The organism is Pseudomonas sp. GW823-FHT05G12, assembly GCF_058795575.1.
The window spans coordinates 5,438,737-5,459,335 of record NZ_CM179501.1 but is presented as its reverse complement, the minus strand read 5'-3'; the positions used below and the strand labels follow the sequence as shown (position 1 = coordinate 5,459,335).

Here is a 20,599-nt window from a genome sequence, read left to right as displayed (position 1 = left end):
ATGGCTAAAATTATCGGCATCATCGTCGTATTCGCGAGCGTGCTCGGCGGCTACGTGCTCTCCCACGGCAAGATCGCAGCGCTGATCCAGCCGTTCGAAGTACTGATCATCGGCGGTGCGGCCTTTGGTGCATTCCTGCAGGCCAACCCTGGCCACATGACCATGCACGTCATCAAGAAGTCGATGAAGATGTTCGGCTCGCGCTTCAGCCATGCCTTCTACCTGGAGGTGCTGGGCCTCGTTTACGAAATCCTCAACAAGAGCCGTCGCGAAGGCATGATGGCCATCGAGGCTGACATCGAGGACGCCGCTGCCAGCCCGATCTTCGCCAAGTACCCGACGGTACTGGCCGATGAGCGCATGACCGCGTTCGTCTGCGACTACCTGCGCATCATGTCCACAGGCAACATGGCCCCGCACGAGCTCGAGGGCCTGTTCGACATGGAACTGCTGAGCATGAAGGAAGAGCTGGAGCACCCGTCCCACGCGGTGACCGGCATCGCCGACGGTATGCCCGGCTTCGGTATCGTTGCGGCGGTACTGGGTATCGTGGTGACCATGGCCTCGCTGGGCGATGGCGACCAGGCGGCCATCGGCATGCACGTAGGTGCGGCGCTGGTGGGTACCTTCTTCGGTATTCTGGCGGCTTACGGTTTCTTCGGCCCTTTGGCCAAGTGCCTGGAGCACGATGCCAAGGAAGAACTGAATCTCTACGAATCGATCAAGGCTTCGCTGGTGGCCTCGGCGTCGGGCATGCCACCTTCGCTGGCGGTCGAGTTCGGGCGCAAGGTGCTGTACCCCAAGCACCGCCCAAGCTTCGCCGAACTGGAACAAGCGGTTCGCGGTCGCTGAGTCATGGAGAACAATCAGCCCATCATCGTCAAGCGCGTCAAGCGCTTTGGCGGCGGCCACCATGGTGGCGCCTGGAAAATCGCCTTTGCCGACTTCGCCACGGCGATGATGGCGTTCTTCCTGGTGCTGTGGCTGTTGTCCACGGCCACGCCTGAGCAGAAGATCGCCATTGCCGGCTACTTCCAGGACCCTATCGGTTTCTCCGAGAGTGGCACGCCTTATGTCATCGACCTGGGTGGTTCACCGGAGATGGCGCCGGACAAAACCATCAATCCGGAAGTGAAGACCGAGCCGACGCAGCAGTCCCCCACTCAGCTGAGCAAGGACCAGGTCGAGACCATGGCCGAGCAGGTCGAGCGCGAGCGTCTGGAGCTGCTGCTGCAGGAACTGCAGAACAAGGTGGAAGAGAACCCGCAGCTGCAGAAGTTCAAGGACCAGATCCTGTTCGAGATCACTCAGGACGGCCTGCGTATCCAGATCATGGATGCCGAGAACCGACCGATGTTCGACATCGGTAGCGCGCGCCTGCAGCCCTACTTCGAAGATATCCTGCTGGCCATGGCCGACACCATCAAGGCGGTGCCGAACAAGATCAGCATCAGCGGCCATACCGATGCCAAGCCGTATGCCGGCACTGGCGAGTACGGTAACTGGGAGCTGTCGGCCAACCGCGCCAACGCCGCGCGGCGCGCCCTGGTGGCGGGTGGTTACCCGGACGGCCAGGTGGCACGGGTGGTGGGGTACGCCTCGTCGTCACTGTTCGACCGCAAGGACCCGTTCAACCCGGTCAACCGCCGTATCGACATCATCGTGCTGACCAAGAAAGCCCAGCGCAATATCGAAGGTGAGCAGGGTGCGCCGGAAACACCGCCAGATGCGCCAACTGCTCCTGCAGCGCCAGCCAGTGGTGCAGCGCCAGGGGCTTCGGCACCGGCTGCCCCAGAGGCAACTGAACAGCCACCGATGCAACCGCGCGAGCTGCGCCAGAAGCTGAACATCTTTGAAGATGGCACGCTGAAGATGGATGAAGCCAAGGAGCAGTAAGCGGCTTTTCTGTGTGGGCACCTGTGCTACCCAACACCTGAACGTTGGCGCGATCACTGTAGGAGCGGGTTTACCTGCGAAGCCTCCAGCGCGGTGAATGGCACCGGCGTTGCCGGTGTTCGCGGCTAAAGCCGCTCCTACATACGCATCGGTGATTGGGCGCAGGCCGTCGTAGGAGCGGGTTCACCCGCGAAAGGGCCGGACCTGCTGGCCAATTTCCACCTGCCGTTCACCGTTGCAGTCGCCACCGTATTCGCGGGTAAACCCGCTCCTACAAGGGATCGCGGCAACTTTCAATTCGAGCGTTTCAGTAGCTGTCTTCTGCCAGGCTGGCGATGATCGAGCGGTAGCTGTTCATGCGCTGCGGCTTGATGCGCCCCTCTTCCAGTGCCTTGAGCAGCGCGCAGCCCGGTTCGCGGTCATGCTTGCAGTCGCGGAAGCGGCAGGTGCCGAACAGGTCGCGGAACTCGATGAAGCCATCCTCCACGTCGTCGCGGCTGACATGGCCAAGGCCGAACTCGCGGATACCCGGCGAGTCGATCAGGTCGCCGCCGTTCGGGAAGTGGTACAGCCGCGCCGTGGTGGTGGTGTGGGTACCCTGGCCTGACCATTCCGACAAGTCGCCGACGCGGGTGCCGGCGTCTGGCAGCAGGCTGTTGACCAGCGACGACTTGCCCACCCCCGACTGGCCGACGAACACGCTGATATGGCCGTCGAGTTGCTGCTGCAGGCGCTGCATGCCGTCGCCCTGGTGAGCCGATACTTCCAGCAGCGGGTAGCCCAGTTCGCGGTAGATCTCCAGCAGCGCATGCAGGCCGGGGCCGTTCTCGTCGTTGATCAGGTCGGCCTTGTTCAACAGCAGCAGCGGGCGCAGGCCGGCGTGCTCGGCCGCTACCAGATAGCGGTCGATCAGGTTCGGGTGCGGCTCCGGCGCCGGGGCGAACACGATCACGATCAGGTCGACGTTGGCTGCCACCGGCTTGAGTTGACCATGGTTGTTCGGCCGGCACAGCTCGGTGCTGCGCGGCATCTGCGCCACGATCACGCCGATGCCCTGGTTACCCGCACGCCACACGACACGGTCGCCGGTGACCAGTGCTGGCAGGTTGGCGCGCAAATGGCAGCGGAACACCTGGCCTGCGGTTTCGCCATCCTGAGCTTCAACTTCTACCTGCACGCCGAAGTGCGCGATCACCAGGCCCAGTTGTTCCGGCCCCAGGTCGCCACCTTCCAGTTCCTGCAGTGCATGCTGCTCGCGTTTGGCCGCGCGAGCGGCGCGCTCGCCCTGGATTTTTTCGATCCGCCAGTTTTGGCGGCGATTGAGCTGGCGTTTGGCCATGAAGGTACCGTAAGAGAGGCCCGGCGTGGGGCATTGAAAACGGCAGGCAGTTTAGCACGCCCGCCGCTGGACTATTCTGCTCACCTTTGTGCCGTGAATGGGCGTGCCTTGGCCACTAGGCTAATATGACCGCCTATATGAGGAGCCCCTGCATGCAAAACCCACAGAACCTGATCTGGATCGACCTGGAAATGACCGGCCTGGATCCGGACAGCGACGTCATCATCGAAATGGCCACCATCGTCACCGACAGCGAGCTCAATACCTTGGCCGAAGGGCCGGTGATCGCCATCCACCACAGTGACGAAGTGCTGGCGCGCATGGACGAGTGGAACACCCGCACCCATGGTGCTTCGGGGCTGACCCAGCGCGTACGCGAGAGCAAGGTCAGCATGGCCGAAGCCGAGGCACAGACCATCGCCTTCCTCGAGCAGTGGGTGCCTAAAGGCAAGTCGCCGATCTGCGGCAACAGCATCTGCCAGGATCGTCGTTTCCTCTACCGCCACATGCGCAACCTGGAAAACTACTTCCACTACCGCAACCTGGATGTCTCCACCCTCAAGGAACTGGCCGCGCGCTGGGCGCCGGACGTGCGTGACAGCTTCAAGAAGGGCAATACCCACCTGGCGCTGGACGATATCCGCGAATCGATCGCCGAACTGCGTCACTATCGCGAGCACTTCATCAAGCTGTGAGTCGAATTGGCGCAGATATTGTATCTGCGCCCCCTTTTGGTGCCCCGGGCAACTGGTTAGACTGCGCGCCTTTCCTGCACGGACCCGCACCATGTTGTTGATGCTCTACCTTATCGCCATTACCGCCGAAGCCATGACTGGCGCGCTGTCTGCCGGGCGTCGCGGCATGGACTGGTTTGGCGTGGTGCTGATCGCCTGCGTCACTGCGCTTGGGGGCGGCTCGGTGCGTGATGTGCTGCTCGGGCATTATCCGCTGACCTGGGTGAAGCACCCTGAGTACCTGGTGCTGACCAGTTTTGCGGCGCTGCTGACCATTTTCATCGCGCCAATGATGCGCCGCCTTCGCTCGCTGTTCCTGGTGCTCGATGCCCTGGGGTTGGTGGCGTTTACCCTGATAGGTTGCATGACGGCGCTGGAGATGGGGCAGGGCATGCTGGTGGCGTCGATCAGCGGGGTGATCACCGGGGTGTTCGGCGGGATCCTGCGGGATATCTTCTGCAACGACATCCCGCTGGTGTTTCGCCGTGAGCTGTATGCCAGCGTGTCATTTGCGGCGGCCTGGTTCTATCTGGGATGCGTGTATTTCAAGGTGCCGGCGGAGCAGGCGATGTTGCTAACTCTGTTTGGCGGCTTCCTGTTGCGCCTGCTGGCGATACGCTTCCACTGGGAAATGCCTAAGTTCCACTACAACGACCAGCAGTGACGCAATTTACAAGCGCAACAGGGCCCTTGTGGGAGCGGGCGTGCCCGCGAACACCGGCGAAGCCGGTGCCATTCCCTGTGTCGCCTGCTTCGCGGGCGCGCCCGCTCCCACAAGGATGGCGCATGCTCTGAGCCTGGTCGCTATTGAGCTCCGTGTCGGGCCAGCGCCCACTCCACATGCTCGCGCACCAATTCCGATTCATCGTCACGCCGGGCCTTCAGCGCCTCGATCACCGGAATCGTGGAGGGCGCATTGCCCAACCCCACCGCCAGGTTGCGCAAGAACCGCTCGTACCCCGCCCGCCGCAAAGGCCCGCCCTCGGTCTTGCGCAGGAAGGTGCGTTCATCCCATAGGAACATCGCCGCCAGGTCGGTATTTTCCAGCCCGTGCCGTGGCTGGAAGTCCTGCTCCTGGCTGTGCTTGGCAAAGCGGTTCCAGGGGCAGACGATCTGGCAGTCGTCGCAACCGAATACCCGGTTGCCCATCTTTGCGCGTAACTCGACAGGGATCGCGCCCTTCAGCTCGATGGTCAGGTACGAGATGCAGCGTCGCGCATCCAGCACATAGGGCCCGACAAACGCTTGTGTCGGGCAGATGTCCAGGCAGGCCTGGCAACGCCCGCAGTGCTCGCTGGTGGTGGCTTCGTCCACCGGCAACGGCAGGTCGACGAACAGTTCGGCAAGGAAGAAGTAGCTGCCCGCCTTGCGGTTGAGCAGCAGCGTATTCTTGCCGATCCAACCCAGCCCGGCCTGTTCGGCCAAGGCTTTTTCCAGTACCGGGGCGCTGTCCACGAAGGCGCGGTAGCCGAACGGGCCGATGGCTTCCTGGATGCGGTCGGCGAGGAACTGCACGCGCTTGCGCACCAGCTTGTGGTAATCCCGGCCAAGCGCGTAGCGTGACACGTAGGCCTTCTCGGGCTGGGCCAGGCGCTGCGCCATCTGCGTGTCGCCTGGCAGGTAGTCCATACGTAGCGAGACCACGCGTACTGTGCCGGGGATCAGCTGGTCGGGATGTGACCTTTTGCTGCCGTGGGCGCCCAGGTATTCCATTTCACCCTGATAACCGGCGTCGAGCCAACGCTGCAGGTGGTGTTCGTGTTCGCCAAGGTCGACCCCGGCGATGCCAACATGGGCAAAACCGAGTTCCTGGCCCCACATCTTGATCGATTGGGCCAGTTGGGCGAGGTCAGGTGTAGAGGCGGACATGGATGGGCAAGGCAATACGGGCTCAGGTGCGTATAATTCTGCCAGACATTGGAGCCTTTGACCCCATGCCGCAGACCAAACACCCCAGTAATGCCCCACAATTGCTCAGCAGCGTGACGGTTGCCCGCCTGCCGGCACGGCAGGCGCATGCCCACAAAGGCGACTTTGGCCATGTACTGGTGGTCGGGGGCGACCTGGGTACCGGAGGCGCTGTGTTGCTCAGTGCCGAAGCCGCCCTGCGTTGCGGCGCCGGGCTGGTCAGCGTGGCAACCCGGCCCGAGCACGTGTCGGCCAGCCTGGCGCGCCTGCCCGAAGTCATGTGCCTGGGTGTCTGTTCGGCCAACCAGCTGATGGGCGTGCTGGAGCGCGCCTCGGTGCTGGTAGTCGGGCCCGGCCTGGGACAGGCGGCGTGGGGCCGCAGCCTGCTGTCGGCGGTGGCCAACGCCGAGCGGCCGCAAGTGTGGGATGCCGATGCCCTGAATTTGCTGGCGCGCACCCCGCTGGCCCTGCCCAGTGGCAGCATCCTTACTCCACACCCGGGGGAGGCGGCGCGGCTGCTGGGGATTGCCACCGAGGCGGTGCAGGCCGACCGCCCTGGTGCCGCGCGCAAGCTGGCGCGCCGTTATAACAGCGTCTGTGTGCTCAAAGGTGCTGGCACACTGGTGGCAGCCCCGAGCGGGCAGCTGGCGTTGTGCGAGCGCGGGCACCCGGCGATGGCCGGCGCCGGCCTGGGCGATGTGCTGACTGGCGTGCTGGCAGCCCTGTTGGCCCAAGGCCTGGATGCCTGGGGCGCGGGCTGTCTGGGGGTGTGGCTGCACGCCTGTGCCGGCGAGCGCCTTGGGAAAAAAGGTAGAGGCCTGGCGGCCAGTGATCTGGCGCCGGCCATTCGTGAGTTGTTGGAGGAGCATTCTGCGTGTCTGGCTTAAATCTGTTTCTGGCCGATGAAGAGGCCACGGTCAAATTCGGTGCAGCACTGGCTGAGGTGACCGGCGGTCGCGGCGTGATTTTCCTCGAGGGCGACCTGGGCGCGGGTAAAACTACCCTGTCGCGTGGCCTGATCCGTGGTCTGGGCCATACTGGTGCTGTGAAAAGCCCGACGTTCACCGTGGTCGAACCCTATGAAATCGGCGAGGTCCGAGCCTTTCACTTCGACCTGTATCGCCTGGTCGACCCGGAGGAGCTTGAGTTCATGGGCATTCGTGACTATTTCGAGGGCGACCCGCTGTGCCTGTTCGAATGGCCACAAAAGGGTGCGGGCGTTTTGCCAAAGCCTGACCTGACCATTACCATAAGCCCCCAAGCGAGTGGACGCTCGCTGAACCTTTCGCCGCAGGGGGCTCGCGGCGAGGCTTGGTGCGTGGCACTGGCCGAACACTATAAACAGTAAGTGGGGTAGGTATGCGCATACGCGCACTGGTCGCCATCGTTGGGCTGCTGCTGACAACGGTGACCGTTGAGGCTCTGGCCGTCACTCAAGTCAAGAGCATGCGCCTGTGGCGCGCACCGGACAACACGCGGCTGGTCTTCGACCTGTCTGGCCCCGTGCAGCATAGTGTCTTCACCCTGAGCGCACCCGATCGCCTGGTCATCGACATCAATGGCGCAACACTGGCCGCGCCACTGAATGTGGCCACCTCCAACACGCCGATAAGCAGCGTACGTTCGGCTCAGCGTACGCCAACCGACCTTCGGGTTGTGGTCGACCTGAAAAAGTCGGTTACCCCGAAAAGCTTCACCCTGGCGCCCAATGCACAGTACGGCAACCGCTTGGTGGTCGACCTGTATGACCAGGAAGCTGACGCCATCGCGGCCAGCGCGCCGCCACCTGCTCCGGCCCCGGTACAAACGCCTGCGACCACGCCGGCGGTACCAGTGACGCCGGCCCAGCCGGCGATCAAGCTACCACCGGTACCCAGTGGCAAGCGTGACATCGTGGTTGCCATCGATGCCGGGCACGGCGGCGAAGACCCTGGCGCTTCCGGCTCGCGTGGCCAGCACGAAAAAGACATCGTGTTGCAGATCGCCAAGGAACTGCAGCGTCAGATCAACAGCGAAAAAGGTTTCCGTGCAGAGCTGACCCGCACCGGCGATTACTTCATCCCGCTGCGCAAGCGTACGGAAATCGCCCGCAAGAAAGGCGCCGACCTGTTCATTTCGATTCACGCCGACGCGGCCCCGTCGCGCGCAGCCTTTGGCGCCTCGGTGTTCGCCCTGTCCGATCGTGGCGCCACCTCCGAGACGGCGCGCTGGCTGGCCGACACGGAAAACCGTTCTGACCTGATCGGTGGTGCGGGTAATGTCAGCCTCGACGACAAGGACCGCATGCTCGCTGGCGTGCTGCTTGATCTGTCGATGACCGCTACGCTCAGCTCCAGCCTCAACGTGGGGCAAAAGGTGTTGGGCAACATGGGGCGGGTGACTTCGTTGCACAAGCAGCGCGTGGAGCAAGCCGGGTTCATGGTGCTGAAGTCGCCGGATATTCCGTCGATCCTCGTTGAAACCGGGTTCATCTCGAACAACAACGAAGCAGCCAAGCTGGCCTCGTCGAGCCACCAGCAGGCGCTGGCCCGTTCGATCCGCACCGGGGTGCACCAGTACTTCCAGCAGAACCCGCCACCTGGCACCTATATCGCCTGGCTGCGTGACACCGGCAAGATCGCCGCCGGCCCGCGTGAACACACCGTACGCCCTGGCGAAACCCTGGCGATGCTCGCCGTGCGTTACCAGGTCAGTGTGGCCAGTCTGCGCAGCATCAACAGCCTGAAGACCGATGAGCTGAAGGTTGGCCAGCGCCTCGATGTACCCGCCACAACCTTGGCCGCGCAATGATGAGTGGCGGTTCGCGAATTCAGCTGCTCAGCCCGCGGCTGGCCAACCAGATTGCCGCCGGCGAGGTTGTCGAGCGGCCGGCGTCTGTGGCCAAGGAACTGCTGGAAAACAGCCTGGACTCCGGTGCCCGGCGCATCGATATCGAAGTCGAGCAGGGCGGCGTCAAACTGCTGAAGGTGCGGGATGATGGCAGCGGCATTTCTGCCGACGACCTGCCGCTGGCCCTGGCCCGACACGCCACCAGCAAGATCCGCGAGCTGGAAGACCTAGAAGGGGTATTGAGCCTGGGCTTCCGTGGCGAGGCCTTGGCCTCGATCAGTTCGGTGGCGCGCCTGACCCTGACCTCGCGTACCGCCAGTGCCAGTGAGGCCTGGCAAGTAGAAACCGAAGGCCGCGACATGACGCCGCGGGTGCAGCCGGCGGCGCACCCGGTCGGTACCTCGGTGGAAGTGCGCGATTTGTTCTTCAATACCCCGGCCAGGCGCAAGTTCCTCAAAGCCGAGAAAACCGAATTCGATCACTTGCAGGAAGTGATCCGGCGGCTGGCGCTGGCCCGTTTCGATGTTGGCTTCCACCTGCGCCACAATGGCAAGAGCATCCTCAGCCTGCACGAGGCCCACGACGAAATCGCCCGTGCACGGCGGGTGGGTGCCATCTGCGGGCCGGGCTTCATGGAGCAGGCACTGCCGATCGACGTCGAGCGCAACGGCCTGCGCCTTTGGGGCTGGGTCGGCCTGCCGACGTTCTCGCGCAGCCAGGCAGACCTGCAGTACTTCTTCGTCAATGGCCGGGCAGTGCGCGACAAACTGGTCGCCCATGCCGTGCGTCAGGCCTACCGGGACGTGCTGTTCAACGGCCGCCACCCCACGTTCGTGCTGTTCCTGGAGCTGGAGCCCAACGGCGTCGATGTGAACGTGCACCCTACCAAGCATGAAGTACGGTTCCGTGAAGGGCGCTCGGTGCATGACTTCCTGTATGGCACCTTGCACCGTGCCTTGGCCGATGTACGTCCGGAAGACCAGCTGGCCGCACCTGCTGCCGTACCTGAGCTGGTTCGCCCCACCGGCCAGCAGGCCGGTGAGTTCGGGCCCCAGGGTGAAATGCGCCTGGCCTCGCCGGTGCTTGAACAGCCTCGAGCCCCGCAACAGTCGTTTTCCAATGGTGGCAGTGGCGCCGGTTACCAGTATCAGTACACCCCACGTCCCTCGCAGCCGCTGCCGGCCGCAGAGGCACAGGCGGTGTATCGCGAGTTCTATAAACCGCTGGAAACCGGTGCAGCGCCTGCGACGGCACTGCCCGAAAGCCAGGGCGACATTCCCCCGCTAGGCTATGCCCTGGCGCAGCTCAAGGGTATCTACATCCTGGCCGAGAACGCGGTTGGCCTGGTGCTGGTGGACATGCACGCCGCCCACGAGCGGATAATGTACGAGCGCCTCAAGGTGGCCATGGCCAGCGAGGGCCTGAGTGGCCAGCCGCTGCTGGTGCCGGAAACCGTGGCCCTTAGCCAGCGTGAAGCCGACTGTGCCGAAGAGCATGCACAGTGGTTTCAGCGTCTGGGCTTCGAATTGCAGCGCCTGGGCCCTGAGACCTTGGCGATTCGCCAGATCCCGGCCTTGCTCAAGCAGGCTGAAGCCAACCGCCTGGTGCAGGACGTGCTTGCCGACCTTATGGAGTACGGCACCAGTGATCGCATTCAGGCGCACCTCAACGAACTGCTCGGTACCATGGCCTGCCACGGTGCCGTGCGCGCCAACCGGCGCCTGGCAATTCCCGAGATGAACGCCCTGCTGCGCGACATGGAAAACACCGAGCGCAGCGGCCAGTGCAACCATGGTCGTCCTACCTGGACCCAGATGGGTCTGGACGATCTGGACAAACTTTTCCTGCGCGGTCGATGAAATGAGCGGCAAGCCCCCTGCAATATTCCTGATGGGTCCGACGGCGGCCGGCAAGACCGACCTTGCCATCGAACTGACCACAGTGCTGCCGTGTGAACTGATCAGCGTCGATTCGGCACTTGTCTACCGGGGCATGGATATCGGTTCGGCCAAGCCGTCGAAAGAAGTCCTCGCTGCCCACCCGCACCGGCTGATCGACATTCTCGACCCGGCCCAGAGCTATTCCGCCGCGCAGTTCCGTGCCGACGCGCTGGAGGCCATGGCCGAGATCACCGCGCGCGGCAAGATCCCGCTGCTGGTCGGCGGCACCATGCTCTATTACAAGGCGTTGATCGATGGCCTGGCCGACATGCCGGCCGCCGATGCGACGGTGCGCGCCGAGCTGGAAGCGCAGGCTGAAGCCCTGGGCCTGGCCGAGCTGCACCGCCAGTTGGCCGAAGTCGACCCGGAGTCCGCGGCACGTATCCACCCCAATGACCCGCAGCGGCTGATCCGGGCATTGGAGGTGTACCGGGTGAGCGGCGAGAGCATGACAGCTCATCGTCGGCGTCAATTCGCGGAAAGTCGCGGCGCAGACGCAGGCGCCGGCGGACATTTGCCCTATACTGTCGCCAGTTTGGCGATCGCTCCTACAGATCGTCACATTTTGCATCAGCGAATTGCGTTACGATTTTCGCAGATGCTGGAACAGGGCTTCGTTGACGAGGTCCGATCGCTGCGAGCCAGAAGTGACTTGCACGCCGGGCTGCCGTCTATACGGGCAGTGGGGTATCGGCAAGTCTGGGATTACCTGGATGGCAAGCTGACTGAGAATGAGATGCGTGAACGCGGTATCATCGCTACCCGGCAGCTGGCCAAGCGGCAGTTCACCTGGTTGCGTGGCTGGCCTGAAGTGCACTGGCTTGACAGCCTGGCCTGCGACAATCTGTCCCGCACCTTGAAATACCTTGGGGCCATCTCCATATTGAGCTGAGTCCCTGCTGATTGCCGTCTATTCTTGCGAAGGGGCGGCCTAATTTATCGATTTTATTGATTTTCTATTATTTATCCTTACAGGAGTGCGGCATATGTCAAAAGGGCATTCGCTACAAGACCCTTACTTGAACACCTTGAGAAAAGAAAAGGTCCCGGTATCCATTTACCTGGTCAACGGTATCAAACTGCAGGGCTCGATCGAATCGTTCGACCAGTTCGTGGTGTTGCTGAAGAACACCGTCAGCCAGATGGTCTACAAGCACGCCATCTCGACCGTAGTTCCGGCCCGTCCGGTCCGCCTGCCAAGCCCGACCGACAGCGAGCACGGCGACAGCGAGCCAGGCAACGCCTGATAGGAGCCTGCATTGTTCTTTGAGCGCCACGGTGGTGGTGAGCGGGCGTTGCTCGTTCACTTGGAAGGTCAGAACCCTGAGGCGCGCGAAGACCCGCAGGAGTTTCAGGAGTTGGCATTGTCGGCCGGTGCCGACATCGTCTCGCTGGTCACGGTGACAAGGCATCAGCCTTCCGCCAAATACCTGATTGGCAGTGGCAAGGTCGAAGAGCTGCACGACCTGGTCCATGCCGAACAGGTAGACCTGGTGATTTTCAATCACACCCTCACGCCTAGTCAGGAGCGCAACCTTGAACATGTGTTCGAGTGTCGTGTGCTCGACCGTACCGGGCTGATCCTCGATATCTTCGCCCAACGGGCGCGTACCCATGAAGGCAAGCTGCAGGTCGAACTGGCCCAGCTGGAGCACATGAGCACGCGGCTGGTGCGCGGCTGGACTCACCTTGAGCGACAAAAAGGTGGTATCGGCCTGCGCGGCCCGGGTGAAACCCAGCTGGAAACCGACCGCCGCCTGTTGCGGGTGCGTATACGCCAGATCAAGTCACGCCTGGAGAAAGTGCGCAGCCAGCGTGAGCAGGCGCGTCGCGGGCGCAAGCGCGCGGATATCCCCTCGGTGTCGCTGGTGGGTTATACCAACGCCGGCAAGTCCACGCTGTTCAACGCCCTGACCGAATCCGAGGTGTATGCCGCGGACCAGCTGTTCGCCACCCTCGACCCGACCCTGCGCCGGCTCGAGCTCAACGACCTGGGGCCGATCGTGCTGGCCGACACCGTAGGCTTCATTCGCCACCTGCCGCACAAGCTGGTCGAGGCATTTCGGGCTACGCTCGAAGAGTCGAGCAACTCCGACCTGTTGCTGCATGTGATCGACGCCCATGAGCCAGAGCGCATGGAGCAGATCGAGCAGGTGCTGGCGGTGTTGGGCGAGATCGGTGCCGAGGGGTTGCCGATCCTGGAGGTGTACAACAAACTCGACTTGCTCGAAGATGTCGAGCCACAGATCCAGCGTAATGCCGATGGCAAGCCGGAACGGGTCTGGGTATCGGCACGCGATGGGCGTGGCCTGGAGCTGGTTGGCCAGGCGGTTGCCGAGTTGCTGGGGGATGATCTGTTTGTCGGTACCCTGTGCCTGGAGCAGCGTTTTGCCCGCTTGCGCGCGCAATTCTTTGCCTTGGGTGCCGTGCAGAGTGAAGAGCATGATGAAGAAGGGCGCAGCCTGCTGAGCGTGCGACTGCCCATGGTCGAACTGAATCGCCTGGTCAGCCGCGAAGGCATGGAGCCACAAGTGTTTGTCGAGCAACACACTTTGCAATAAATGCTCGTCGAGGTCGCCGGGCAGCAGTGACAGGCATTCTGTAGCATTGGACGGCGCGCCGTGGGCGCGTCTTTGCTTTATCAGATGGAGAGCGCTATGGCTTGGAACGAGCCGGGTGGCAACTCGAACAATCAGGATCCCTGGGGCGGCCGCCGTGGTGGCGGTGGCGGCGGTGGTGACAAGAAAGGTCCACCGGATCTGGACGAGGCCTTCCGCAAACTGCAGGACAGCCTGAATGGCATGTTCGGCGGCAGCAAGAAACGTGGCGGCGGTGATCGCAATGTCGGCAAGGGCGGTGGCCTGGGCCTGCTGGGCATCGGCCTGGCGGTGCTGGCTGCAATCTGGCTGTACAGCGCCGTGTATGTGGTCGACGAGCAGGAGCAGGCGGTTGTGCTGCGCCTCGGCAAGTACTATGAGACGGTCGGTCCCGGCCTGAACATCTACTTCCCGCCGCTTGATCGCAAGTACATGGAAAACGTCACGCGTGAGCGTGCCTACACCAAGCAGGGCCAGATGCTGACCGAAGACGAGAACATCGTCGAGGTGCCTCTGACCGTCCAGTACAAGATCAGCAACCTGCAGGACTTCGTGCTCAACGTCGACCAGCCTGAGGTGAGCTTGCAGCACGCGACCGAGAGTGCTCTGCGTCACGTGGTGGGTTCCACTTCGATGGACCAGGTGTTGACCGAGGGTCGTGAGCAGATGGCCGTGGATATCCGCGAACGCCTGCAGCGCTTCCTCGACACCTACCGTACCGGTATCACCGTTACCCAGGTCAACGTACAGAGCGCGGCAGCCCCGCGTGAAGTGCAGGAAGCCTTCGACGACGTGATCCGCGCCCGCGAAGACGAGCAGCGTGCCCGCAACCAGGCCGAGTCCTATGCCAATGGCGTGGTGCCGGAAGCCCGTGGTCAGGCCCAGCGCATCATCGAGGACGCCAATGGTTACCGCGACGAAGTCATCGCCCGGGCCAAGGGTGAGGCAGACCGCTTCACCAAGCTGCTTGCCGAGTACCGCAAGGCACCTGACGTAACCCGTGAGCGTCTGTATCTGGAGACCATGCAAGAGGTCTACAGCAACTCGAGCAAGGTCATGGTGGCAACCAAGGACGGGCAGAGCAACCTGCTCTACCTGCCACTGGACAAGATGGTCGAAGGCAGCCGCAAGCCGTCCATGCCAACCACCAGCGCGTCGCCATCGGCTAACGATGCGGCCGCTCGTGCCGCGCAGGACATGCAACAGCAACAGCAGCCGCTGCGTACTAGGGAGAGCCGCTGATGAGCAATAGATCGCTGATCGCCCTGATCGCCGCCGTGGTCCTGGCCATTGTGGCCTGGAACAGCTTCTACATCGTGTCCCAGACCGAGCGGGCGGTACTGCTGCGTTTCGGTAAGGTGGTCCAGGCGGATGTTCAGCCAGGCCTGCACGTGAAGATTCCGTACGTGAACCAGGTGCGCAGGTTCGACGCTAGGCTGATGACACTCGACGCTCCTACCCAGCGGTTCCTGACCCTGGAAAAGAAAGCGGTGATGGTCGACGCCTACGCCAAGTGGCGCGTCAAGGACGCTGAACGCTTCTACACCGCCACGTCCGGCATGAAGCAGATCGCCGACGAGCGTCTGTCGCGTCGTCTGGAAAGTGGCCTGCGCGACCAGTTCGGTAAGCGTACCCTGCACGAAGTGGTTTCCGGTGAGCGTGATGCACTGATGGCTGACATCACTGCATCGCTGAACCGCATGGCGAGCAAGGAACTGGGCATCGAGGTGGTCGACGTGCGCGTCAAGGCCATCGACCTGCCGAAGGAAGTCAACCGCAGCGTGTTCGACCGCATGAGCACCGAGCGTGAGCGTGAAGCCCGCGAGCACCGTGCCAAGGGTAACGAGCTGGCTGAAGGTATCCGTGCCGATGCCGACCGTCAGCGCCGTGTGCTGCTGGCCGAGGCTTATCGCGAAGCAGAAGAGACCCGTGGTGATGGTGATGCCCAAGCGGCCGCTATCTATGCCAAGGCTTACAGCCAGGACGCTGATTTCTATGCGTTCCACCGTAGCCTGCAGGCATACCGCGAGAGTTTCTCGAGCAAGAGCGACGTGATGGTCCTGGACCCGAAGAACGAATTCTTCCGTTACCTGGACAAGAGCAGACCGTGATGCTCAGGCCCTGATTTTCATGCAGCGGCACCCCGCCTGGCAGCTAATGCACCAGGCGGGGTGCATCCTGAATGAAAAGGGGTGTATGATGAGGCAGCCGGGAAATTTCCCGGCTTTTTTGCGTCTGCAAGGTTGATTGGCACAGCGCCGGTTGACAGTTTGGTCAGCTCGCAAGGCAATTTGAGGGTGTCGGGTACGGTGGCTGCGCTGGGATCAGTGCTGCCCGCTGCTGTGCGCGATACCGGCTTTTCTGACGGTTTGCCTGCTGGCAAGCCGCCCGGACCAGAGGGGAAATGGCGTAATGGCAACGGTAGACCGCTGGCTGCTGCCAGATGGCATCGAGGAAGTACTGCCACCTGAGGCTGCGCGCATCGAGATCGCGCGCCGCCAGGTGTTGGACCTGTTCCAGAGTTGGGGCTACGAACTGGTCGTCACCCCGCATATCGAGTACCTGGAGTCGCTGCTTACCGGCGCCGGCCAGGACCTGGATCAGCGCACCTTCAAGGTAGTGGACCCGCAGTCCGGCCGCCTGATGGGCTTCCGCGCCGACTTCACCCCGCAGGTAGCGCGTATCGATGCGCACACACTGCGCCGTGAGGGCCCGAGCCGCCTGTGCTATGCCGGCAGCGTGCTGCACGCCCAGCCGCGTGCCCTGTCCACCTCGCGCAGCCCGATCCAGCTGGGTGCCGAACTGTACGGCGATGCCAGCCCTACCAGCGACGTCGAAGTCATCAGCCTGATGCTCGCCACGCTGCAACTGGCCGATGTGCCGGATGTGCACATGGACCTGGGCCACGTCGGTATTTACCGCGGCCTGGCCCGTGCCGCCGGCCTGTCCGGCGCGGTCGAACAGCAGCTGTTCGACGCCATGCAACGCAAGGCTGTCGATGAAGTGCAGGCGCTGACCGCCGACCTGCCGAAAGACTTGGGCAGCATGCTGCGCGCCCTGGTCGAGCTGTGTGGTGGTCGTGAAGTACTGGCTGAAGCCCGCGTGCGCCTCGGTCGCGCCCCGGCCAGCGTGCTGGCGGCGCTGGACGACCTGCTGGCGATCGCTGATCGCCTGGCGTCGCGCTACCCGGACCTGCCGCTGTATTTCGACCTCGGCGAGCTGCGTGGTTACCACTACCACACGGGCGTGGTGTTCGCCGTGTTCGTGCCAGGCGAAGGCCAATCGATCGCTCAGGGCGGGCGCTACGACGATATCGGCGCCGACTTTGGCCGGGCGCGCCCGGCCACTGGTTTCTCCACGGATTTGAAGACCCTGGTCACACTGGGGCGAGCGGAGGTCGTATTGCCAACTGGCGGCATCTGGATGCCGGACAGTGGCGATGCGGCCCTCTGGCAGCAAGTCTGCCAGTTGCGCAACGAGGGCCAGCGTGTGGTTCAGGCTCTGCCTGGCCAGCCGTTGAGTGCTGCTCTCGAGGCGGATTGTGATCGGCAATTGATTCAGCAAGACGGGCGCTGGCAGGTTCTGCCGCTGGCCCAGTGAGTTTCTGCGTCGGCAACAGGCCGGCAACCAAGTTTGCGTGAATGAGGACCAATGTAATGGGTAAGAATGTCGTCGTCCTGGGCACCCAGTGGGGTGATGAGGGCAAAGGCAAGATCGTCGATCTGCTGACCGAACATGCTGCCGCCGTAGTGCGCTACCAGGGTGGCCACAATGCGGGTCACACCCTGGTGATCAACGGTGAAAAGACCGTTTTGCACCTGATTCCGTCCGGCATCCTGCGTGAAGGCGTACAGTGCCTGATCGGTAACGGCGTGGTCGTTGCCCCGGATGCACTGATGCGTGAAATCACCAAGCTGGAAGAGAAAGGCGTACCGGTGCGCGAGCGCCTGCGCATTTCCCCGGCTGCGCCGCTGATCCTGTCGTACCATGTGGCCCTGGATCAGGCCCGCGAAAAAGCCCGTGGCGAAGCCAAGATCGGCACCACCGGCCGTGGTATCGGCCCAGCTTACGAAGACAAGGTGGCACGTCGCGGCCTGCGCGTGGGTGATCTGTTCCACCGCGAGCGTTTCGCTGCCAAGCTGGGTGAGCTGCTGGATTACCACAACTTCCAGCTGGTGAACTACTACAAAGAGCCAGCCATCGACTTCCAGCAGACGCTGGACGAGTGCATGGCTTACGCCGAACAGCTCAAGCCGATGATGCTCGACGTCACCGCCGAGCTGCACAACCTGCGTCGCGCCGGCAAGGACATCATGTTCGAAGGCGCCCAGGGCTCGCTGCTGGACATCGACCACGGCACCTACCCGTACGTCACCAGCTCCAACACCACTGCCGGTGGTATTTCCACTGGTTCCGGCGTCGGCCCGATGTACCTCGACTACATCCTCGGCATCACCAAGGCCTACACCACTCGCGTAGGTTCCGGTCCGTTCCCGACCGAACTGTTCGACGAGACCGGTGCTACCCTGGCCAAGCGTGGCCACGAGTTCGGTTCCACCACCGGCCGTGCCCGTCGTTGCGGCTGGTTCGATGCCGTGATCCTGCGTCGCGCCATCGACGTCAACAGCATCTCGGGCATCTGCCTGACCAAGCTGGACGTACTGGATGGCCTGGAAACCATCAACATCTGCGTTGGCTACAAGAACGAGAACGGTGCCGTCATCGACGCGCCTTCTGATGCCGACAGCTACATTGGCCTTGAGCCGGTGTACGAAGAGATGCCAGGCTGGAGCGAGTCGACTCTGGGTGTGAAAACCCTGGAAGAGCTGCCGCAAGCTGCGCGTGACTACATCAAGCGCATCGAAGAGTTGGTTGGCGCGCCGATCGACATCATTTCGACCGGCCCGGACCGCAACGAGACCATCGTGCTGCGTCACCCGTTCGCCTGATCTGCCCTCCAGGCTGATCTGACGCCGCGGCCCTGAGAAGGGCCGCGGCGTTTTCATTTGTGGGCATGTCTGTGCTGGCCATTATCCACCGGCAATCCACCGTTGCTGCCGCTACTGTATTCGCGGGTAAACCCGCTCCTACACGGGGCACACAACGGTGGTTGGGCGCAGGCCGTTGTAGGAGCGGGTTTACCCGCGAATGGGCCTGCACACGAAACCCCTTTGCTAGACCTTGGCGCATTTCCCTGCTGCCTACGGCACAACCCTTGCTGTAAGAAGTTTCTGTAGATGCCATCAAAATAGTGGCGCCAGAAAACACGAGGGTTACACCGTGTCTGCCATCCTCTCACTGTTACGAAGCCGCCTATTGCGGCCTGTGTTTGTTGCCCTTGGTATCGCTCTTTTGGTGCAGGTGCTGGTTGCCGTTGCGCTCACCCGAAGCACGGTCACCGCTCTGGAGGCCGACCTTGGCGAACGGCTGGGTAATGACAGCCGCCAACTCGCAAGCGATCTGGAGCAAGCCGGGCAAGATGTGCGCTCTGGGCTCGACGGCCTGTCCAGCAGTACCCGTCAGCGCCTGAGCGCAGGGTTGTCGGAGCGCCTGCAAAGCGAACAGCAGCAACTGCGCAGCACCCTGGAAAAGAACCTGAAGGACTCCGCCAACGATATGGCCGAACTGCTGGCTTCGGTTGCGCCGCGGGCGATCTGGGACAACGATGTGCCAGTGCTCTCGGATTTCGCACGACGCGCTCAGCGCAACCCGAACGTGCTGTTCGTGGTGTACGACGACGCTCAAGGTCAGCACCTGACTCGCTACCTCAACCGGCAAAACCCGATCAACCAGGCTTTGATGGAAAAGGGCCAGGGCGAGCGTGCGCTGGACAAGGTGATTGATGCTGCCCGGCGTGACCCGGCGGTGTACTTCGTCGAAGCCTCGATCAGCCCCAATGGCACGGAAATCGGTAAGGTGGTGATGGGGGTTTCCACTGCCGGCATCGACCATGAGCTAAAGGCGTTGGACCAGCGCTTCGCAGCGCTGATCGCTAGCGGAGAGCAGTTGGTTGGCGACAGCCTGGTCGGAGCTGCTGCCGATAGCGGCAAGACCCTGCGTGAACGCCTGGAGAAGGCGCAGGGCAGTGCTGCCGCCATGCAGGCCAATACCGCGCAAACCGTGCGCGATGCCGCTGCAGAGCTGCGCTGGCGTATCGGTCTGGGCCTGGTGCTGGTCGGCCTCGGGGTGCTGGTAGTGGTGGCTTTGGTGCTAGGCCGCCGGGTACTGAGCAAGCTGCGCCTGTTGATTGCCGCTCTTGATGACCTGGCGGCCGGCGAAGGTGACTTGACCAAGCGCGTGCCGCTCGACAGCCGAGATGAAATCGGCGACATGGCCTCGGCAGTGAACCGCTTTGTCGACAAGTTGCAGCCGATTGTGCGCGAAGCCGGCGAGGTGGCGCAGCGCACGGGTGTGGAGATTGGCGCGATGGCCCAGCGCAACGCTGGCGCAGATGCTGCCGCCGCATTGCAGCGCGATGAAGTGGCCGCCAGCCTGCGCGACCTGTCGAGCATGGCCGATGAAGCACAAGCCGAAAGTCATGCGATGCAGGCGGCGTTGCAGCAAGTGGTGGATATCCGCCAGGCGACCGATGAAAACAGCCGCACCTCGACCCAGCTTGCCGGTTTGATCGAGAACCTGGCTGGGCAGGTGGATGCCGGCTCCCAGGTGATCGAGCGCCTGGCCAAGCAGAGCGAGCAGATCGAAGTGGTGCTGACGGTGATCCACGGTATCGCCGAGCAGACCAACCTGTTGGCCTTGAACGCCGCCATCGAGGCGGCCCGTGCTGGCGAAACCGGGCGCGGCTTTGCCGTGGTGGCCGACGAGGTGCGCGCGCTGGCGAGCAAGACGCAAAGCTCTACGGGCGATATCCAGGCGCACATCGCAGCATTGCAGAAGGGCGCCAAGGAAGCTGTGGCCACCATCAGCCAGGCTGGGCTCAAGGCTAGCGAAGGCTTGCTGGTGCTGCGTGACAACGAGCGTCGGCAGCAGTCAGTGCAGGCGGCGGTGGAGCAGGTGCATGCGGCCATTGGCTTGGCTACCCGTGCGGCCGAGCAGCAGGCGAATGGCGCGCAGGCGGTGCGTGGGCGGGTGGAGACTATCCATGCTCAGGCTGAGCGTTCGGCTGAGGTGGTGATGCAGACTACGGCCAGCAGCAAGGTGCTGGATGATCTGGCGGCTCAGCTGCGCGCCAGCCTGGGCCAGTTCCGGGCCTGAATCCTGCGCGGTCTCTTGTGAGAGCAATTGTCTTGCTCAATTTCTAAAAGCTGGCGCGATCCCTGTGGGAGCGGGCTTGCCCGCGAACACGGGCGAAGCCCGTGCCATCCACCACGGTGTTGCTATGCTGTCGGCGACACA

At 62.9% G+C, this 20,599-nt stretch carries 18 protein-coding genes; 16 read left to right on the top strand and 2 right to left on the bottom strand.

The features are described from left to right. Positions 1-852, top strand: a complete 852-nt coding sequence (gene motA, locus AC3RCM_RS24935) for a flagellar motor stator protein MotA (RefSeq protein ID WP_003249507.1) — start codon at positions 1-3, stop codon at positions 850-852. Between the two features lie 3 nt (positions 853-855). Continuing rightward, complete coding sequence (gene motB / locus AC3RCM_RS24930) at positions 856-1,896, top strand: flagellar motor protein MotB (protein WP_064491492.1); 1,041 nt, start codon at positions 856-858, stop codon at positions 1,894-1,896. A 307-nt stretch (positions 1,897-2,203) separates the two neighbouring features. Here the strand turns inward: motB and rsgA are convergent, their stop codons facing one another. Then, positions 2,204-3,235: a small ribosomal subunit biogenesis GTPase RsgA gene (rsgA, locus tag AC3RCM_RS24925; protein ID WP_064492375.1), complete on the bottom strand. Its 1,032-nt coding sequence runs from the start codon at positions 3,233-3,235 to the stop codon at positions 2,204-2,206. A gap of 152 nt (positions 3,236-3,387) precedes the next feature. Between rsgA and orn the strand changes: the two genes are divergently transcribed. Further along, complete coding sequence (gene orn, locus AC3RCM_RS24920) at positions 3,388-3,930, top strand: oligoribonuclease (protein ID WP_003249514.1); 543 nt, start codon at positions 3,388-3,390, stop codon at positions 3,928-3,930. A 91-nt stretch (positions 3,931-4,021) separates the two neighbouring features. Then, on the top strand, positions 4,022-4,633 hold the full coding sequence (locus AC3RCM_RS24915) for a trimeric intracellular cation channel family protein (protein ID WP_020193322.1): 612 nt from the start codon (positions 4,022-4,024) through the stop codon (positions 4,631-4,633). 140 nt (positions 4,634-4,773) lie between these two features. Here the strand turns inward: AC3RCM_RS24915 and queG are convergent, their stop codons facing one another. Further along, complete coding sequence (gene queG, locus AC3RCM_RS24910; protein WP_492629236.1) at positions 4,774-5,838, bottom strand: tRNA epoxyqueuosine(34) reductase QueG; 1,065 nt, start codon at positions 5,836-5,838, stop codon at positions 4,774-4,776. A 65-nt stretch (positions 5,839-5,903) separates the two neighbouring features. Here queG and AC3RCM_RS24905 point away from each other — a divergent pair, with 65 nt between their 5' ends. The 12 genes from AC3RCM_RS24905 (at position 5,904) to AC3RCM_RS24850 (ending at position 20,458) form a co-directional block, all read left to right on the top strand. Continuing rightward, positions 5,904-6,764 carry an NAD(P)H-hydrate dehydratase gene (locus AC3RCM_RS24905; RefSeq protein WP_064492376.1) on the top strand — a complete coding sequence of 287 codons (861 nt, stop codon included), beginning with the start codon at positions 5,904-5,906 and terminating at the stop codon, positions 6,762-6,764. Continuing rightward, on the top strand, positions 6,752-7,225 hold the full coding sequence (gene tsaE / locus AC3RCM_RS24900) for a tRNA (adenosine(37)-N6)-threonylcarbamoyltransferase complex ATPase subunit type 1 TsaE (RefSeq protein ID WP_003249523.1): 474 nt from the start codon (positions 6,752-6,754) through the stop codon (positions 7,223-7,225). Before AC3RCM_RS24905 ends, tsaE begins: the two co-directional genes overlap by 13 nt. An 11-nt stretch (positions 7,226-7,236) precedes the next feature. Next, positions 7,237-8,667 carry an N-acetylmuramoyl-L-alanine amidase gene (locus AC3RCM_RS24895; RefSeq protein WP_010955485.1) on the top strand — a complete coding sequence of 477 codons (1,431 nt, stop codon included), beginning with the start codon at positions 7,237-7,239 and terminating at the stop codon, positions 8,665-8,667. Next, positions 8,667-10,565, top strand: coding sequence for a DNA mismatch repair endonuclease MutL (gene mutL, locus AC3RCM_RS24890; RefSeq protein ID WP_104886985.1), 1,899 nt, complete (start codon positions 8,667-8,669; stop codon positions 10,563-10,565). Before AC3RCM_RS24895 ends, mutL begins: the two co-directional genes overlap by 1 nt. 1 nt (position 10,566) lies before the next feature. Then, positions 10,567-11,538, top strand: a complete 972-nt coding sequence (miaA, locus tag AC3RCM_RS24885; protein ID WP_010955483.1) for a tRNA (adenosine(37)-N6)-dimethylallyltransferase MiaA — start codon at positions 10,567-10,569, stop codon at positions 11,536-11,538. A gap of 94 nt (positions 11,539-11,632) precedes the next feature. Then, on the top strand, positions 11,633-11,893 hold the full coding sequence (gene hfq, locus AC3RCM_RS24880; RefSeq protein WP_003249532.1) for an RNA chaperone Hfq: 261 nt from the start codon (positions 11,633-11,635) through the stop codon (positions 11,891-11,893). A gap of 12 nt (positions 11,894-11,905) precedes the next feature. Next, positions 11,906-13,207 (top strand): ribosome rescue GTPase HflX, encoded by a 1,302-nt coding sequence (gene hflX / locus AC3RCM_RS24875; protein WP_492629235.1) that lies wholly within the window; start codon positions 11,906-11,908, stop codon positions 13,205-13,207. Positions 13,208-13,303: 96 nt separating this feature from the next. Beyond that, positions 13,304-14,485, top strand: a complete 1,182-nt coding sequence (gene hflK / locus AC3RCM_RS24870) for an FtsH protease activity modulator HflK (RefSeq protein WP_014592593.1) — start codon at positions 13,304-13,306, stop codon at positions 14,483-14,485. Then, positions 14,485-15,354, top strand: a complete 870-nt coding sequence (gene hflC / locus AC3RCM_RS24865; protein ID WP_003249538.1) for a protease modulator HflC — start codon at positions 14,485-14,487, stop codon at positions 15,352-15,354. Before hflK ends, hflC begins: the two co-directional genes overlap by 1 nt. Positions 15,355-15,655: 301 nt before the next feature. After that, positions 15,656-16,843, top strand: coding sequence for an ATP phosphoribosyltransferase regulatory subunit (locus AC3RCM_RS24860; protein WP_010955481.1), 1,188 nt, complete (start codon positions 15,656-15,658; stop codon positions 16,841-16,843). Positions 16,844-16,899: 56 nt separating this feature from the next. Further along, on the top strand, positions 16,900-18,192 hold the full coding sequence (locus AC3RCM_RS24855) for an adenylosuccinate synthase (RefSeq protein WP_003249542.1): 1,293 nt from the start codon (positions 16,900-16,902) through the stop codon (positions 18,190-18,192). A gap of 331 nt (positions 18,193-18,523) precedes the next feature. Beyond that, positions 18,524-20,458 (top strand): methyl-accepting chemotaxis protein, encoded by a 1,935-nt coding sequence (locus AC3RCM_RS24850; protein ID WP_020193403.1) that lies wholly within the window; start codon positions 18,524-18,526, stop codon positions 20,456-20,458. The last annotated feature ends 141 nt before the right edge of the window (positions 20,459-20,599 follow it).

Bases quoted from the DNA above. Each gene is read 5' to 3' on its own strand.
- mutL (WP_104886985.1), top strand. From the start codon at position 8,667: ATGAGTGGCGGTTCGCGAATTCAGCTGCTCAGCCCGCGGCTGGCCAAC.
- hflK (WP_014592593.1), top strand. From the start codon at position 13,304: ATGGCTTGGAACGAGCCGGGTGGCAACTCGAACAATCAGGATCCCTGG.
- orn (WP_003249514.1), top strand. From the start codon at position 3,388: ATGCAAAACCCACAGAACCTGATCTGGATCGACCTGGAAATGACCGGC.
- miaA (WP_010955483.1), top strand. From the start codon at position 10,567: ATGAGCGGCAAGCCCCCTGCAATATTCCTGATGGGTCCGACGGCGGCC.
- AC3RCM_RS24855 (WP_003249542.1), top strand. From the start codon at position 16,900: ATGGGTAAGAATGTCGTCGTCCTGGGCACCCAGTGGGGTGATGAGGGC.
- AC3RCM_RS24860 (WP_010955481.1), top strand. From the start codon at position 15,656: ATGGCAACGGTAGACCGCTGGCTGCTGCCAGATGGCATCGAGGAAGTA.
- rsgA (WP_064492375.1), bottom strand. From the start codon at position 3,235: ATGGCCAAACGCCAGCTCAATCGCCGCCAAAACTGGCGGATCGAAAAA.
- AC3RCM_RS24895 (WP_010955485.1), top strand. From the start codon at position 7,237: ATGCGCATACGCGCACTGGTCGCCATCGTTGGGCTGCTGCTGACAACG.
- AC3RCM_RS24905 (WP_064492376.1), top strand. From the start codon at position 5,904: ATGCCGCAGACCAAACACCCCAGTAATGCCCCACAATTGCTCAGCAGC.
- motB (WP_064491492.1), top strand. From the start codon at position 856: ATGGAGAACAATCAGCCCATCATCGTCAAGCGCGTCAAGCGCTTTGGC.
- hflC (WP_003249538.1), top strand. From the start codon at position 14,485: ATGAGCAATAGATCGCTGATCGCCCTGATCGCCGCCGTGGTCCTGGCC.
- queG (WP_492629236.1), bottom strand. From the start codon at position 5,838: ATGTCCGCCTCTACACCTGACCTCGCCCAACTGGCCCAATCGATCAAG.
- motA (WP_003249507.1), top strand. From the start codon at position 1: ATGGCTAAAATTATCGGCATCATCGTCGTATTCGCGAGCGTGCTCGGC.
- AC3RCM_RS24915 (WP_020193322.1), top strand. From the start codon at position 4,022: ATGTTGTTGATGCTCTACCTTATCGCCATTACCGCCGAAGCCATGACT.
- hfq (WP_003249532.1), top strand. From the start codon at position 11,633: ATGTCAAAAGGGCATTCGCTACAAGACCCTTACTTGAACACCTTGAGA.